This is a genomic window from Ehrlichia muris AS145 (assembly GCF_000508225.1).
In the GTDB taxonomy this organism is placed as follows: domain Bacteria; phylum Pseudomonadota; class Alphaproteobacteria; order Rickettsiales; family Anaplasmataceae; genus Ehrlichia; species Ehrlichia muris.
Genome location: NC_023063.1, coordinates 1 through 16,620 on the forward strand (window position 1 = coordinate 1; position 16,620 = coordinate 16,620).

At 31.2% G+C, this 16,620-nt stretch carries 12 protein-coding genes; 4 read left to right on the plus strand and 8 right to left on the minus strand.

Features of this window, described 5'->3' with window-relative positions; translation table 11 throughout:
• Positions 1-423: 423 nt before the first annotated feature.
• Complete coding sequence (locus MR76_RS00005) at positions 424-1,311, plus strand: hemolysin family protein (RefSeq protein ID WP_024071651.1); 888 nt, start codon at positions 424-426, stop codon at positions 1,309-1,311.
• Here MR76_RS00005 and MR76_RS00010 read toward each other — a convergent pair.
• Positions 1,294-1,827 carry an HK97 family phage prohead protease gene (locus MR76_RS00010; RefSeq protein WP_024071652.1) on the minus strand — a complete coding sequence of 178 codons (534 nt, stop codon included), beginning with the start codon at positions 1,825-1,827 and terminating at the stop codon, positions 1,294-1,296. The two genes, MR76_RS00005 and MR76_RS00010, sit on opposite strands and share 18 nt — an antisense overlap.
• Before the next feature lie 139 nt (positions 1,828-1,966).
• Positions 1,967-3,151 carry a phage portal protein gene (locus tag MR76_RS00015; protein WP_024071653.1) on the minus strand — a complete coding sequence of 395 codons (1,185 nt, stop codon included), beginning with the start codon at positions 3,149-3,151 and terminating at the stop codon, positions 1,967-1,969.
• A 265-nt stretch (positions 3,152-3,416) separates the two neighbouring features.
• On the opposite strand from MR76_RS00015, the gene MR76_RS00020 reads away from it, so the two are divergent.
• Together MR76_RS00020 and nadA are read left to right on the plus strand one after the other, a co-directional pair.
• Entirely contained in the window at positions 3,417-4,166 is a 750-nt protein-coding gene (locus tag MR76_RS00020) for a methyltransferase domain-containing protein (RefSeq protein WP_024071654.1), read from the plus strand.
• A 21-nt stretch (positions 4,167-4,187) separates the two neighbouring features.
• Positions 4,188-5,129: a quinolinate synthase NadA gene (gene nadA, locus MR76_RS00025; protein WP_024071655.1), complete on the plus strand. Its 942-nt coding sequence runs from the start codon at positions 4,188-4,190 to the stop codon at positions 5,127-5,129.
• 165 nt (positions 5,130-5,294) lie between these two features.
• Here the strand turns inward: nadA and MR76_RS00030 are convergent, their stop codons facing one another.
• The gene (locus MR76_RS00030) at positions 5,295-5,672 is read right to left on the minus strand and encodes a ferredoxin family protein (protein WP_024071656.1); all 378 of its coding nucleotides are present in this window, start codon (positions 5,670-5,672) and stop codon (positions 5,295-5,297) included.
• A gap of 268 nt (positions 5,673-5,940) precedes the next feature.
• Here MR76_RS00030 and MR76_RS00035 point away from each other — a divergent pair, with 268 nt between their 5' ends.
• Positions 5,941-9,807 (plus strand): hypothetical protein, encoded by a 3,867-nt coding sequence (locus MR76_RS00035; RefSeq protein WP_024071657.1) that lies wholly within the window; start codon positions 5,941-5,943, stop codon positions 9,805-9,807.
• Positions 9,808-10,479: 672 nt separating this feature from the next.
• Here MR76_RS00035 and MR76_RS00040 read toward each other — a convergent pair.
• The 5 genes from MR76_RS00040 to MR76_RS00060 are packed head-to-tail and all read right to left on the minus strand — an operon-like array spanning position 10,480 to position 16,544.
• A complete protein-coding gene (locus MR76_RS00040; RefSeq protein WP_024071658.1) occupies positions 10,480-12,636 on the minus strand; it encodes a type IV secretory system conjugative DNA transfer family protein in 2,157 nt (718 codons plus the stop codon).
• Positions 12,637-12,673: 37 nt separating this feature from the next.
• Positions 12,674-13,672, minus strand: a complete 999-nt coding sequence (virB11, locus tag MR76_RS00045; protein WP_024071659.1) for a P-type DNA transfer ATPase VirB11 — start codon at positions 13,670-13,672, stop codon at positions 12,674-12,676.
• A gap of 15 nt (positions 13,673-13,687) precedes the next feature.
• On the minus strand, positions 13,688-15,031 hold the full coding sequence (locus tag MR76_RS00050; RefSeq protein ID WP_024071660.1) for a TrbI/VirB10 family protein: 1,344 nt from the start codon (positions 15,029-15,031) through the stop codon (positions 13,688-13,690).
• Between the two features lie 21 nt (positions 15,032-15,052).
• Complete coding sequence (virB9, locus tag MR76_RS00055) at positions 15,053-15,862, minus strand: P-type conjugative transfer protein VirB9 (RefSeq protein ID WP_024071661.1); 810 nt, start codon at positions 15,860-15,862, stop codon at positions 15,053-15,055.
• Positions 15,849-16,544 carry a VirB8 family type IV secretion system protein gene (locus MR76_RS00060; RefSeq protein WP_024071662.1) on the minus strand — a complete coding sequence of 232 codons (696 nt, stop codon included), beginning with the start codon at positions 16,542-16,544 and terminating at the stop codon, positions 15,849-15,851. Before MR76_RS00060 ends, virB9 begins: the two co-directional genes overlap by 14 nt.
• Positions 16,545-16,620 lie beyond the last annotated feature (76 nt).

The following is a 16,620-nucleotide window of genomic DNA, read 5'->3' on the forward strand; positions in this document are numbered from 1 at the left end:
GACTCTCTCTCATAGAAATTATATGTATATTATATCCTTATAGATAGTTTTTATAGTTAATCCTGTGAATTATGTGGATAAAACTCATTTTTGCAAAATATATGTCAAATTTTCAGCAATGTTTTTTTGTGAATAACTCTGTTAATAAAGTACGTATTATATTGATTTTCTAGTATAACATGTGTGTATAAGTAATATGTGAATTATGTTGATAACTGTAGTTTTAATTAATGCCTTATATGACAATTATTGCGAACTTCATGTTCCTAATAACTCTGTGAATAACTATGTAATAGAATGTGAGCAACTTTTACTGACATCTTTCATACTGTGTTATTAACAAGTTTATTAACACAAACTTTATATAGAAAATAAAGTTTTGAATAGTATACTTAAGTAATAATAAAGAATTACATATTGTGTATGAGTGACAAGCTTTCTGATAATAGTGATAGTGGAGATGTGTTTTCCTTAGGAGAATCGTTAAGTGCTAGGTTAGTTTCATTTATGTTAAAAAAAATGCCAAAGCTCAAGAAGATTATTGAGAACAATTTGATCAGTAGTAACGAGTGTTTCACCAATTCCAGAATGTTTTATAACCTTATAAAATTTAATGATTGTTTGGCAAGGGATGTAATGATTCCTAGGACAGAAATCTACGCTATAAATATTACAGACATGTCTAATAGTAAACACTTGATAGATAAAGTAATAAGTGGGCAATATACTAGAGTTCTAGCATATGAGAACAATTTGGATAACATAATAGGATTTATTCACATTAAAGACATAATCTCAAATTTTTATAATGATTTTAATGCAAGAAATATAATCCGTGAGGTCATGTATATTCCTCCATCAATGAAAGCAGTTAATTTGTTTATAAAAATGCAATCTTCTCACATACATGTTGCTATAGTAATAGATGAATATGGTGGAACAGAAGGATTGATTACTATGGCAGATCTTATTGAGGAAATAGTAGGTGATATAGATGATGAACATGGTGTTCCTGCTGTTCCGAGTATTGTTAATATCTCTGATAATAAGATTGAAGTAAATGCTAGAGTGTTAGTTAAAAATTTGGAAGAAACTTTTAACATTGATTTTAGAGATTGTGAGGAAGACGATTATGTAACAATAGGAGGACTCATTTTATCCATGATTGGTAGGGTACCTGTTACAAATGAAGTTTTTAAGCATAAAAATGGAGCTGTATTTTCTATTAAGGAAGCTGATGATAGGTGTATTTATAAAATTGTTATTGATTTAAGTAATGTGAAAAGGACTGACTTAAAAATCGATCATTGAACTCAACTTATCTAATGCAAATTTAGCTTCTGAAAAATGTATATCTAAATCTTTATGTATATTCTTAACACTGGTGACCTTTGAATGTATATTAGCAGGAAATGTGACTAAGCTGATTTCCCATAAAGATACTTTCTTTAGTATTCTTACACCTGTGTTGTCATTCATGTAATCATCTACAACACTATATCCTATTGATAGTGCATTGATGATACCATTTTTAAGCATTAAATATGCTTCTTTTCCTTTTTGTAAGTCTAGTAATAAGTTTGCTGTTATGTAGAGTCCTATGTTATTTTCAACCATACTTGTGATATTACCTATAGGTTCTGTTGAGTTATGTTGCCATAACAACTTTATTTTATGTATATTTTTTATAGCATTGCTAAATGCTCCTGGTAATATGACATGTTTTTGCCTGTCAACAACATTAAATACACTTGCATATCCTGAGAAAGTCCCGGATTGTTTTATATTTTTTTCAGATAAAAGTAAGTTACATGTTTTCTGTTGCATAAGAGAATCTCTATAATTATAAAATTGGTTATAAAATTCTGAAGTTTCAAAATAATTTTTTATGTATTGTGTGGTTTTTAGTTAAGAAATTTATAAGATCTCAGAGGTTATTAGAGTTGTTGTGGGTTTGGTAATGTTGTTATAGAGTATTTCCATTCTCTATTGGTGGTAACCCAAAAGCTGCTCTTTTTTCATTTATAGTCATAAAAGTTGCATTTTCTACATATTGCCAAAGCTGTTTTCTTTTTTCTGTTAATACAGAAATGGAATCTTTGTTGTATGATAGAAATATATTATTTCCAAATTTAGGGGCTAGCCAATTGTTGAAATGTGAAATAATATTATCTAGATGAGGCAATATTGTTTGTTCCCATAATGATATTCTTGCTTCAATAAGATTGCTGTAGGTATTATCTCCGGGAATTCCAAGTAATTGGGGGGGTACGCCAAATGCTAGTGCAATATCACGTGCTGAACTATGCTTTGATTCAATAAAATCCATATCTTTAGGAGATAAGCTCATTTCTTTCCAATCTAATCCTCCTTCAAGTAGTATTGGTCTTCCAGCATTTCTTGGGCCAGAATAGAATTCATCGACTTGTGATTTTAGACGGGTGTATTGTTCTTGTGTTAAACTTCCATTGTTATTATTGCCTTTTGCATTTACGATTAATGCTCCACTTGGCCTAGCACCGTTTTGTAACATTGCTTGATTCCAAGATCCAGCCTGGTTATGTTGATCTATACTATATGAGGCTGCCTCTATAGGGGATAGACCATAATAATCATTTAGTGGGTGGAAATTTTTTATGTGTAATATTTGTGAACAATTTGTTAGTTTGTTAATTTTGTAGTTGTAATTGCAATTATTTATCGAATAGCGATATGAATATGGTATATTGTCTTTTCCTGGAATAATTTCAACTCTGTCTGGTCGCAAAAGATGTAATTCCTTAGGGAGCATATCGTGATTTTCTATCATCAAAATGTAAGCGTTACCACCAATTAATTTATAAGTGAGAATTCCTTCAATAAATTCTGATTTTGATGTAGTGTTGTTTGGTCTAGATATTAATTTTAATAAGGCATGGGTTTTTATTTGAAATATGTTATTTTTTTCAATTTTATTTAATAATATGGGAACAGATGCTGCTGCCGATGCGATCATGTGAATAGATCTAAATGCAATTACATTTTTTATATAACCATTTTCTGCAAAATTTGCATAACTTCTGTTTTTCCATACAGCTTCTGTGAACAATTGTATAGGAATTGAAAAAGTGTAAGAGTTATCTTGTATTGATTTTTTTTGAAAGAAATTCATTGGTAAAACTCTTTGTATGTAATTTTTTATTGAGTTGGATTTATTTAGTAGTATGCTAGTAGTGTAAAACTTACTAAGTAATTTGCAGTATAAGCTACATGTAGATACTAGAATAGTGATCTGTTTTAAACTGTGTATAACATAATACATCCTATGTCGGTAGATGTGGAAGCTATTTTTTAGAATGTACATTACAAGTGTGTTCTTTATCATTTTATAGTGATGTTTTTGTCTATGCTATTTTTATTGTTAGTGATTATGCAGTATGGATCTTGTTACTCAAAAAATACAAAAAGCATTTGATAGTGCAGCAAATTCGTATGATAAATTCTCTGATATACAAAATGTGATTTTGCGTGAATTATGTAGCACTGTTATATTGAAAAATTGTGATAAGAAGAACATACTAGATGTAGGATGTGGTACTGGAAATATAGGTAAATTCTTGGATATTACACACCATAATTTTATTCAGGTGGATTTATCTCAGGAAATGTGCATTTTAGCTAAAGAAAAAAATAATGCATTATCAATAAATTGTCATATGGATGTAATGCCATTTTATGACAGTTTTTTTGATATTGTTATTACTTCAATGGTTTTACAATGGTCTTGTAATATTAATATTACTCTGTTAGAATTACTTCGAGTTGTGAAATCAGATGGTGTATTGTATATAGCAATTCCAATATTTGGAACTTTAATAGAATTAAATAATGTTGTTGAAAAGGTAGGAGGGTCTTTTAGCAAATTTTATCAAATGGATGAATTAATAAACATCCTAGATTCTTTTAATGTTAAAATACAATATGTATTTTGTTGTAATTATCGTCAATACTATAAGTCATTTCGTTCTTTCCTGTTGAGTATGAAATTGACAGGTGTATATACGAAAAAAGTTATTAATAAACAGCATGATATATTTAATATGAGCAGGATTTATAAGGAGTTATATTCTTTTCAAAATTGTATTTTTAGCTCATGGAACATTATGTATTTGATTGTTAAAAAGTAATTTTTTTGTCATAATAATTACATGAAAAAACTTGATATTATGAAGCTGCTACAAGAGATACGTCATTTAGCTCAGGAAAGTAATGCTATAATTCTTGCTCATTACTATCAAGATCCAGAAATACAAGACGTTGCTGATTTTATTGGTGATTCATTGGAGCTCTCCCGAAAGGCAGCCACAACAACAGCTGATGTTATTGTATTTTGTGGTGTATATTTTATGGCTGAAGTTGCAAAAATCATTAATCCTACAAAAAGAGTTTTATTACCAGATTTAAATGCAGGGTGTTCTTTAGCTGATTCTTGTGATGCTGAAAGTTTTAAAAAATTTCGTGAATTGCATAAAGATTGTGTATCAATTACTTATATTAATTCTTTAGCAGAGGTTAAAGCTTATTCTGATATAATTTGTACATCTTCAAGTGCCGAAAAAATAATAAGACAAATACCAGAAGAAAAACAAATTCTATTTGCTCCAGATAAATTTCTAGGAAGTTTTTTAGAAAAGAAAACAAACAGAAAGATGATTTTATGGCCTGGTACTTGTATGGTACATGAGAGCTTTTCTGAGCGCAAATTAATTGATATGATGGTTAGACATAGCAAAGCATATGTTATAGCTCACCCTGAGTGTCCTGGTCATTTATTAAGGCATGCTAATTTCATTGGATCAACAACTCAGTTATTAAAATTTTCTTCTGAAAGGCCTAATTCAGAGTTTATAGTTCTAACTGAGGAAGGCATTATTCATCAAATGAAGAAAGTATCCTCTGGCAGTACTTTTTATGTTGTCAATTCTTCAGATAGTGGATGTGTTTCATGTAGTAAATGTCCACATATGCGTTTAAATACTTTAGAAAAATTATATTTATGTTTAAAAAATGGTTATCCTGAAGTTACTCTTGATGTTGAAGTTAGCAATATGGCTAGAAAATCTTTGGATGCTATGCTCAGTATGAGTTGATTTTTTAATCAGTGGGGTTAATATAACAAAAGTAGAGGATATTATGTAAATTTTTAGTGCAGCATAAAGTTGCCTAATGTCAAAGTACAACACCTAAGATATTGTGTAATATTAAAATTAATATAAACTTGCTAGTGGTAAGTTTATATGATGTAAAAACATATACTATTCGCTTAAGTTTTCATCGAAATAAATAAACTTATTTTTTGTATATTTATAAGATTCTGCTTTTGGATTAGCAGGTTTAATAGATGTTATGTTTTTCCATTTTTTAGAAAATTTTTTATTTATTTCATGAAATTTTTTAAGATTTTTCTGTTCTTCATTTAAGGCACTATCACTGGATTCTAGTACATCTCTTATGGAGTCATCTGGGACAATTGCATCGATAGGACATTCAGGGACACATACACCACAATCTATACATTGGTCAGGATCTATTACTAACATATTCACTCCTTCATAGAAACAATCTACTGGACATACCTCAACACAATCAGTGTATTTGCATCTTATGCACTTGTCCGTTACAAAGTGTGTCATTACAGAATAATTAATGATAAAATAACCAGTTTTATTGTAATGTTTTTTCTTGCCAAGTTCAATTGGTATTTATTATTTTATAAAGTATGGTGTAAATTGTAATAAAATATATACATCATAGTCTTGAAAGACTGTGTGATGTTTAGGTTCTATACTAATACATGTATTGAGATATCAATTCTTATCTAGTAGTGTTATTTTATAATAAAGTACTAGTTTTTTTGTAGGTCGAATTTGTGCAATACATTTGAATTTAAGGGAGACTTTTATGGATATTGATAATAATAAAGTAGATGTTAATACACAGAGTAAATTTCAGAATTTGTTAGACATACTTGTGCGTACGATTTGGAGTAGTAGCAAAGATAGTAATGTTGTGGAAGTAGAAGATCATTCTGGAACTCATCAGGAAGGAGATAAAACAATATTTCAACCTTCATCAGAACCAGCAATTTCAGTTGTTACAGAAGAAGAAAAAGAAATTTCTGAAATCCATTTGGAAAGCAATAATCCTAAGGTTTCAATAAAAGAAGACTTACATGCAGATGTTGTAAGTGATAATCTAGATCAAGCAGCTTCAGTTGTTACAGAAGAAACTTCTGCTCATCGAGAAGAGAATGAAACAATATCTCAACCTTCATTAGAACCAGCAATTTCAGTTGTTACAGAAGAAGAAGTTTCTGGGCAGAATTTGTTAGACATACTTGTGCGTACGATTTGGGGTAGTAGCAAAGATAGTAATGTTGTGGAAGTAGAAGATCATTTTGGAACTCATCAAGAAGAGAATGAAACAATATCTCAACCTTCATCAGAACCAGCAGCTTCAGTTGTTATAGGAGAAGAAAAAGAAATTTCTGAAACCCATTTCGAAAGCGATAATCCTAAGGTTTCAAAAGAAGAAAACTTACATGCAGATGTTGTAAGTGATAATCTAGATCAAGCAGTTCCAGTTGTTGCAGAAGTTTCTTCTGCTCATCAAGAAGAGAATGAAACAATATCTCAGCCTTCATTAGAACCAGCAATTTCAGTTGTTATAGAAGAAGAAAAAGAAATTTCTGAAACCCATTTAGAAAGCGATAATCCTAAGGTTTCAAAAGAAGAAAACTTACATGCAGATGTTGTAAGTGATAATCTAGATCAAGCAGTTCCAGTTGTTGCAGAAGTTTCTTCTGCTCATCAAGAAGAGAATGAAACAATATCTCAACCTTCATCAGAACCAGCAATTTCAGTTGTTACAGAAGAAGAAAAAGAAATTTCTGAAACCCATTTAGAAAGCGATAATCCTAAGGTTTCAAAAGAAGAAGACTTACATGCAGATGTTGTAAGTGATAATCTAGATCAAGCAATTTCAGTTGTTACAGAAGAAGAAGTTTCTGGGCAGAATTTGTTAGACATACTTGTGCGTGCGATTTCGGGTAGTAGCAAAGATAGTAATGTTGTGGAAGTAGAAAATCATTCTGGAACTCATCAGGAAGGAGATAAAACAATATCTCAACCTTCATCAGAACCAGCAGCTTCAGTTGTTACAGAAGAAACTTCTGCTCATCGAGAAGAGAATGAAACAATATCTCAACCTTCATCAGAACCAGCAATTTCAGTTGTTACAGAAGAAGAAAAAGAAATTTCTGAAACCCATTTAGAAAGCGATAATCCTAAGGTTTCAAAAGAAGAAGACTTACATGCAGATGTTGTAAGTGATAATCTAGATCAAGCAATTTCAGTTGTTACAGAAGAAGAAGTTTCTGGGCAGAATTTGTTAGACATACTTGTGCGTGCGATTTCGGGTAGTAGCAAAGATAGTAATGTTGTGGAAGTAGAAGATCATTCTGGAACTCATCAGGAAGGAGATAAAACAATATCTCAACCTTCATCAGAACCAGCAATTTCAGTTGTTACAGAAGAAGAAGTTTCTGGGCAGAATTTGTTAGACATACTTGTGCGTGCGATTTCGGGTAGTAGCAAAGATAGTAATGTTGTGGAAGTAGAAAATCATTCTGGAACTCATCAGGAAGGAGATAAAACAATATCTCAACCTTCATCAGAACCAGCAGCTTCAGTTGTTACAGAAGAAACTTCTGCTCATCGAGAAGAGAATGAAACAATATCTCAACCTTCATTAGAATCAGCAATTTCAGTTGTTACAGAAGAAGAAGTTTCTGGGCAGAATTTGTTAGACATACTTGTGCGTGCGATTTCGGGTAGTAGCAAAGATAGTAATGTTGTGGAAGTAGAAAATCATTCTGGAACTCATCAGGAAGGAGATAAAACAATATCTCAACCTTCATTAGAATCAGCAGCTTCAGTTGTTACAGAAGAAGAAAAAGAAATTTCTGAAACCCATTTAGAAAGCGATAATCCTAAGGTTTCAAAAGAAGAAGACTTACATGCAGATGTTGTAAGTGATAATCTAGATCAAGCAGATTCAGTTGTTACAGAAGAAACTTCTGCTCATCGAGAAGAGAATGAAACAATATCTCAACCTTCATCAGAACCAGCAATTTCAGTTGTTACAGAAGAAGAAGTTTCTGGGCAGAATTTGTTAGACATACTTGTGCGTACGATTTGGGGTAGTAGCAAAGATAGTAATGTTGTGGAAGTAGAAGATCATTTTGGAACTCATCAAGAAGAGAATGAAACAATATCTCAACCTTCATCAGAACCAGCAGCTTCAGTTGTTATAGGAGAAGAAAAAGAAATTTCTGAAACCCATTTCGAAAGCGATAATCCTAAGGTTTCAAAAGAAGAAAACTTACATGCAGATGTTGTAAGTGATAATCTAGATCAAGCAGTTCCAGTTGTTGCAGAAGTTTCTTCTGCTCATCAAGAAGAGAATGAAACAATATCTCAGCCTTCATTAGAACCAGCAATTTCAGTTGTTATAGAAGAAGAAAAAGAAATTTCTGAAACCCATTTAGAAAGCGATAATCCTAAGGTTTCAAAAGAAGAAAACTTACATGCAGATGTTGTAAGTGATAATCTAGATCAAGCAGTTCCAGTTGTTGCAGAAGTTTCTTCTGCTCATCAAGAAGAGAATGAAACAATATCTCAGCCTTCATTAGAACCAGCAATTTCAGTTGTTATAGAAGAAGAAAAAGAAATTTCTGAAACCCATTTAGAAAGCGATAATCCTAAGGTTTCAAAAGAAGAAGACTTACATGCAGATGTTGTAAGTGATAATCTAGATCAAGCAGATTCAGTTGTTACAGAAGAAACTTCTGCTCATCGAGAAGAGAATGAAACAATATCTCAACCTTCATCAGAACCAGCAATTTCAGTTGTTACAGAAGAAGAAGTTTCTGGGCAGAATTTGTTAGACATACTTGTGCGTGCGATTTCGGGTAGTAGCAAAGATAGTAATGTTGTGGCAGTAGAAGATCATTTTGGAACTCATCAGGAAGGAGATAAAACAATATCTCAACCTTCATCAGAACCAGCAGCTTCAGTTGTTACAGAAGAAGAAGTTTCTGGGCAGAATTTGTTAGACATACTTGTGCGTGCGATTTCGGGTAGTAGCAAAGATAGTAATGTTGTGGAAGTAGAAGATCATTTTGGAACTCATCAAGAAGAGAATGAAACAATATCTCAACCTTCATTAGAATCAGCAATTTCAGTTGTTACAGAAGAAGAAGTTTCTGGGCAGAATTTGTTAGACATACTTGTGCGTGCGATTTCGGGTAGTAGCAAAGATAGTAATGTTGTGGAAGTAGAAGATCATTTCGGAACTCATCAAGAAGAGAATGAAACAATATCTCAACCTTCATTAGAATCAGCAATTTCAGTTGTTATAGAAGAAGAAAAAGAAATTTCTGAAACTTATCAAGGGGAAAATAACCCTAAGTTTTTGGTAGAAGAAGACTTACATTATATAAATGCTATTGTAAATGATGATAAGACTGTAGATTCGAACTTACTTACAAATGATACAATATTACCATCTGTAAACAAAATATTATGTCCTTTACCAGAGGTAATGGATGAGGAATATGTTTATGATTGTCAAGTGATAAAAGATTATTTTGGCAGTTTGTTGCATAATGATGATGTATGTTGTTGTTTTAAGATTTGTTTTGTAGAATATAATTATTTTGTTACTCAAGCAGATATTGATAACAATACAGTTAATAGTATTATATAATTATAAGACTTAGTTGTGTTTAGATAGCAGGTGATACTTTTTAAGTATTGCTTGCTATTTTTTATTTACTTATTGCTTTTTGTATGGAGAGAATATAGTCCTATTCAAATTGGAGGAAGTAAATTTTATTAAAAAGTAAAGTCTGAAAAATATGTATAGAAGACTTATGTAGTATTTACTTGTTGTTTAAATATAAATATCTGAATTCTATTTATAGGGTGGACCTTATGTTATAAAGTGAGTTGGCTTTTTAGAGAAATCTTACTTGGAGAAAAATCATTTTTTGTTATGTACTAAGGTGGTAAAAATAAAATTTATAGTACATTGATAAAGTTAGTAATACTTTGTAAAATAACATAAAACATGGATTTTCAGGGTATTTAACTATTAAATTCAGTCTAAAGATATAAAATCAGTAACAACATATAATGTTTATATAATATCTGAAAAGTTTGATTCAGGTTGATTTGATCAGGTTTTGATTATTATTAGTAATGTGAATTTCAAATCACTAATCTGTGTTTGACTTATGTTAGTATGTTTCTGTGTATTGCATATATAGTAAGGTAAATTTCCATATAATATAGTTCAGTTGATGCTAATTAATGCTAAAAGTTTTGATAAAATTTTTTGTGCTTTGGTAATAATTTCTGTTGTTTGTTATAAAGAAATTTATAAGTTATTGTTCTCATTTTTGGAATCTTGATTCTCAAATCGTTCTTTATTGGAATCATTTTCGTAATCTAAATTACTTTTGTCTATGCTTTTGTTTTCGTATTTGTCATCTTCATGACTGTTGTTGCTATGATCATTATCTTCTTCTTCTTCTTCTTCTGTAGTGTAGTCATAGTCTTCAGACTCATCGTTATATTCCTCATTCTCATCTTCATAGTCTTCTTCATCTATGTATTCATCTAAATCATCAAAATTGAAATCTTCATCGTCATCATTATCTTCATTTTCATCATAGTATGTTTCTGTGCTGTTATATATTGCATCTTCTTCTTTCATGACGTTCTTAGTATTATCAGGCTTGTTTTCAGGAATATCACTTTCAATACTAGGAATGGGATCTTCATTTGCTTTTTTTGTTGGTTTTATGTTATTAGGATCATAAGGTTCTTGAGTAGGTATAAAAGTGCTTTTTAATAATTTTTTTGTAAAGGTTTTGTCTTCGTAGTATTTTATTTTCTTTGATTTTATAGGATAAGTAGATTCTATTAAAAGAATTTGCTCATCTCTAGGTAACATTATCACTTCTTGAGGTAGTAATAAAGCTCTTTGTGTTTCTGATATATGTAATGAGCGGGATGCAGGATTTAAATCTAAGAATTTAGGTCTGTTTAAAGATTCCTGATTAACAGTTTTATTTCCTATTAATTGTGATATTAAGTTTGCAGTTTCGATATTATTTGCTGCAAAAGTAATTCTATAGGTAGAGTTTGATAGAAATGAATTCATTCCTGCTTCTTCATATATACCTTTAAGCTGCTCAGTATCTTGAATAATCAAGAATAATCTGACTCTGTATCCACGGAAATACGCAATACCAGTTTGGAATTGCTCCATTTTTCCTAATGTTGGAAACTCATCCATTAAAAATAATACACCATAAGGTTCGTCATCTGACGGTAAAGTCCTACATAAAAATTCTGTTGCTTGTTGATAAAATACCTGCATTAAAGGTCTGAGACGAGTTAAGTTGTCTGGTGTTAGCCCAACATATACTGTTACTTTTTTCCTTTTAAATTCTTGAATGTTAAAATCACTTGAAGCTGTTGCTGTATCAATTAATGGATTTGCCCATAGTTCTAAAGATGAGTTCATAGTTGATATTACACCTGAACGCTCTTTATCAGCTTTTTGTAGAAATGCAGCTATGTTCATGTATGCAACTGGGTGGATTTTTTTTCCTATGGTGTCTAATACAACTGCTAAATTATATACTACATCATCACTACGCATTGTGCGTACAACTTCTCCAAAAGATTTTACTTTTTCTGGTACTGCTAATAGATATAGTACTACTCCCACAAATAAACTACGTGCTTCATTGTACCAAAAGTCTTGTTCGGGCATTATTAAATTGGCAATTTTTTGTACATCGTCTACCATTTGTCCTGGTTTAGAACTTATCCAATCTAGTGGGTTGTAACAGTGGCTTATCCCATCAGGTTGTGCTGGATTCCAAACAAAGACTTCTTGTCCTCTTTTTTTTCTCCATCCGCTTGTAAGATCGTAGTTTTCTAATTTTATATCATGTACTATTACAGAATCTTCCCAGAACAATAAATTCGGTATTACAAAGCCTACACCTTTTCCGGATCCAGTTGGTGCAAATAGTAAAGCATGTTGAAATCCATCAGCAATAAGGTACCCTCTTTTGTCTTTTCCTAGTAATATGCCTTTTCTGCTGCGTAATCCTATTTTACGAATGTCTTTTTCTGTTGCCCATCTTGAATCTCCATGTAATGATTCTTTCCTTTTAAATGGTCTCCAGTCAAATAATATATTTCTTAGATTCCATAATATTATACTTAGGATACCTATTGGAATACATAATGATGACAATAGCTTGACTAATAATAATGTATCATATAAAGCATGGTTGTGCCACCAATGTTCTACGTAATTAAAAATGGTTGGCCAGATTCTATCTGGAAAATCGCTGAAACTAGGATTTATGGAATTAAAATCTAGATAGTCTGGTCCCCATACCATCAAGATAAATAACACTCCTGATAAATAAAAGCAAAATTCCAGTCCGAAGAATGCACCTAGAATGAGGAATAAAATATTACGTATGTGGTTTGCACTTACACTATCCATAAAAACAACAACTTAATTATAAAAATTTACGTATCATTTAACCATTTTTCTGTAAAGATTTAGTGAATAGTATTTCTGATACATACCTTCTACCTTCTGATCCTCTTTTTAATTGTATTACAATATCTACTATATTAGTAATATAATTAATTATTTGATCTGGTGGTATGCCAAGGCCTGCTTGCATAACCATTAATTTTAATTGTTCTAGTGCCATCATTGGTGTGTCAGCATGTAATGTAGATATGGATCCAGGATGACCTGTATTAATTGCTCTTAAAAAGCTAAATGCTTCAGATCCTCGTAATTCTCCTACTATTATCCTATCTGGACGTAACCTTAGACATGCTTCTATTAAATCTTGCGTACTTACTTTAGCTCGACCTTGTCCTCCTTTTGAGGCGATTAAATGTACTCTATTACGATGATGGCTTAATACAATTTCTCTCGCATCTTCTACTGTGATTAGCCTTTCATCTTTAGGTATACTTCGTAATGCTGCATTAGTGAAAGTGGTTTTTCCTGTTGATGTACCGCCGCTTATTATTATGTTTTTTTTGTTTATTACAGCATATTCTAAAAACTGTTTAATTTTTTTTTGCTGTAATAATTCTTGTAATTGATTGTCTATATTGTTTTCTTGAGTTTCTGTTATAGCTTGATCAAATGCTCCCATCTTTTCATAGTCGTCTAGTGAGAGTTGCATAGCTGATGGTTTTCTAATTGACATAGCTACTGTAGTTGCTTCACAAGCTGGTGGAAATACAATTTGTATACGATAACCGTTAGGTAAAGTTGCTGATAATAATGGATTTTCTTCACTTATTTTCTGTTCTGTTGCTTGTGCTATTAATCTCCCTAATGCTTTTAAATGTGATAGATTAAGAGTTGGAATAGATTCACAACGTATGTTCCCTCTATTCTCTATCCATACTTCGCACTGCTGATTTATAGATACTTCATTTACTCCATCTTCATGAAAGATAGATTGTAATGGTTCAAGATATGTATCTAGAGCGGCATAACTTGTTGTCATATAAACCTTTTATAATTAATTAACAATATCTATTCCATGAACTGCTGATCTTGGAAATATAATGTCTTTGTTAACAAATACTTTCAGCAGAGTACCTTGGTCTACGTATATTGTAGGATTGTTATTAGAGTATTTCTTTATTATATCTTTTATAGAGTTTGAAAAATCATCTACTGCTTGGGATAAAATTTTCACAGGTAATGTGGTTTTTGTAGATTTAGATTTAGATTGATCATTTGAATCATTATCTTGTTTATCCTTTTTATCTTTATCATCTGATTTATCTTTATCATCTGATTCTACAATAGGATTATTGTTTATTTCAGGGATTTTTGATGTAGCATAATATGTTGCTACAGATACGCCAGCTAACAATATTGTAGAAGTTAATATGCTGGCTATTTTTGTATCAACGACGCCTGAAGCTCCTTGTCTTCCTAGCTCGTCTGTTCCATTAGAATCAATGTTTATGTCAATACCATTAGGTAAGATAACCCTATTCCAAGATATTTGAACTCTAGTTTTTCCAGGGCCGGCATTAAAGGAATAATCTCCTATTAATCTTGATCCTTTTGGAATCATTACCATATTATTGGCTTCAGCATAAACATCTCGTGCTACTATTCCCCTCAATGTACCCTGTAGATCTGAATTAATGGCAGTTTCTAGTACAACATCGATTATTTTGCCTTGTAAAATTGTAAATTCTAAATTGTTTACTTTTGTTGCGACTACATTAGGAGAAGATGTGGGTTGTAAAGAAATAACGGAATTAACTTTATTTGTTGCATTGTTAGTACTTGATTCTACTTCGCCTTCAGTAGTAGCAGATGTAAGATTTTGTCCACCTGAAATTGCTAACATTGATGCAGATCTTCTTTCTTTATCATAACCTGTTGTCGGCGCAGGTGCAATGGGTGCAGCTATATCTATTTTGCTTTGAGTAGGCAAAGGTATTTTTGGTGAAGGTTTAGGAGGTTTAATTACAGCAGGTTGTTTTGGTTTTATTTTTGGTATCTCTAATACTTTAGGTTTTTCAATTGTTGGAATAGATGGTAAAGATGGTGATACTAAAGGAGGTAACTCTGGTAATTGAGGTGGAATATTTATAGGTGGAGATACTTCTTGAGTTGGTGGTACAGATTCTTTTAGTAATTTTTCTATATCTGCTTCTTCTGTTACTTGTGGGTTATTAAGATTGTCATCTGTTTTTTTGTTTGTAAAGAAATAATAATAAGCAAACCCTAGTCCAACTATCATCACTCCTATTGTGATGAATTTTTTTCCTTTATTTGTTCCAACAACGTTTACACTATCTTCAATTTCTGTGTATTGGTTGTTTTGATGTTCTTCTGACATAGTGTACCATGGTAAGTTTTATTATAGTTTTTTATTAGTAATTTTCACAGATTCACTCTTATATTCTAGATATAAGTGCTTATGTACACCCTTTATTATTACATAGTCTTGTAGTAATAACATTTTGCAAGGTACTTTTTTATTATGATTATATATATAAACTTGAGGAATAATTTGATTGTTATTTGAAAATTTAAAGTATGTAAGTTTTGTGTCATCAAATAATTCTACAGGTAATATTTTGTTGTTTTCTGATTTTGTATCTACAACATAGTGATCACTTGTATTATTAGGTTTTATTACAACGTGTTTTTTTGGTTTTTGTACTGTATTAAGAATAGAAATATCTGGTAAAGCTGCATGCTTCAGCTCAAGATCTTCTTCAGTCTTTGGATAGTAGAAGCGTACTATATACGCTAAGTCTCTTAATGCAGAGTATCCTGCTTCATTATCATCACTAGATTCATTTGTGCTGCGACATATAAGGTCAAAAGCATAACTTCTTCCTTTGTTTGTTTCTATTAACATGTTTGTTTTTCCAGTCTTTTCTAATGGCATTATAAAGAGCTTATTATCAACTGGTTTTACTTTCCATCCTACATTATTACCCATTGCTAACATTTTTATAGTTTCACCTTTTGAAAACTCAATGTACGAGTGATAACCATAGTTAAAAACCACATTGTAAATTTCATTATTACTGTATACAAAAGTCTTGATCCTACTATCTACTGTAATAGGGTTATTAACTCTGTCGATGGCATACGCGCTGCCATTAAACATAATAGCTAAGACTGATAGTAATGTTATATAAATTTTATAGAAATTCATCATCTGCCCTATAGTAAGTTATCTGGAATCCTAAAGGATTAATTTGTCTTTCCTGTTCATTCATTTCAAGAGTTGCGTATTGAAATGATAATGTAGCTATTCTATCTTTTTTTATTGTGCCGTTTGGATGGTCAAATTCTAAGGAAAATCTGACCTGTACATTCCCTGGACGTAAATGCTGTAAAGATCTGATTTTTAAGTATCCTGATGTTACATTTGCATATAAATTTAAAGGACTTGCAGGATTACTTAACCTTATCCAGCTACGGAATTCACCGTATGTTGTTTGGTTAGAAAATAGGCGAACTTTTGTGTAATAGTTATATTGAAAATTATTAGGATCAAAAAGTTCTCTAGATCTTACATATTCTATTATGAAGTGGTTATTTAAAACCTCATCTGCTGAATATTGTTTTACTGACGTAGGATTGACTAGAGTTGTAATCCCAGATTTCTTTTCTATTTCTACTACAAATGGTTCAATAGTTCTGTTTTTGCTTATATTAGAAATAACAAAAACACTAATTCCTACTGCGCTTAGTGCTACCGTAGTAAAAAACAGTAACATGTTCCTTTGTATAACGACTGAGTTATAACGGCTAACATGCCAACTGTATGTTGTTTCTAAACTTACGTCTGATGGGTTGTTATTATTATTCTTTTTTCTGAATTTTTTAAACATACGTATCATCAACCTTATAGTTTTAATCCATGCTTACAAAAATAAAAACTTTTGTTAATCAGCGGTGATTCTAAAA

Bases quoted from the DNA above. Each gene is read 5' to 3' on its own strand.
- MR76_RS00040 (WP_024071658.1), bottom strand. From the start codon at position 12,636: ATGGATAGTGTAAGTGCAAACCACATACGTAATATTTTATTCCTCATT.
- MR76_RS00060 (WP_024071662.1), bottom strand. From the start codon at position 16,544: ATGTTTAAAAAATTCAGAAAAAAGAATAATAATAACAACCCATCAGAC.
- MR76_RS00020 (WP_024071654.1), top strand. From the start codon at position 3,417: ATGGATCTTGTTACTCAAAAAATACAAAAAGCATTTGATAGTGCAGCA.
- virB9 (WP_024071661.1), bottom strand. From the start codon at position 15,862: ATGAATTTCTATAAAATTTATATAACATTACTATCAGTCTTAGCTATT.
- virB11 (WP_024071659.1), bottom strand. From the start codon at position 13,672: ATGACAACAAGTTATGCCGCTCTAGATACATATCTTGAACCATTACAA.
- MR76_RS00015 (WP_024071653.1), bottom strand. From the start codon at position 3,151: ATGAATTTCTTTCAAAAAAAATCAATACAAGATAACTCTTACACTTTT.
- MR76_RS00035 (WP_024071657.1), top strand. From the start codon at position 5,941: ATGGATATTGATAATAATAAAGTAGATGTTAATACACAGAGTAAATTT.
- MR76_RS00005 (WP_024071651.1), top strand. From the start codon at position 424: ATGAGTGACAAGCTTTCTGATAATAGTGATAGTGGAGATGTGTTTTCC.
- MR76_RS00010 (WP_024071652.1), bottom strand. From the start codon at position 1,827: ATGCAACAGAAAACATGTAACTTACTTTTATCTGAAAAAAATATAAAA.
- MR76_RS00030 (WP_024071656.1), bottom strand. From the start codon at position 5,672: ATGACACACTTTGTAACGGACAAGTGCATAAGATGCAAATACACTGAT.
- MR76_RS00050 (WP_024071660.1), bottom strand. From the start codon at position 15,031: ATGTCAGAAGAACATCAAAACAACCAATACACAGAAATTGAAGATAGT.
- nadA (WP_024071655.1), top strand. From the start codon at position 4,188: ATGAAAAAACTTGATATTATGAAGCTGCTACAAGAGATACGTCATTTA.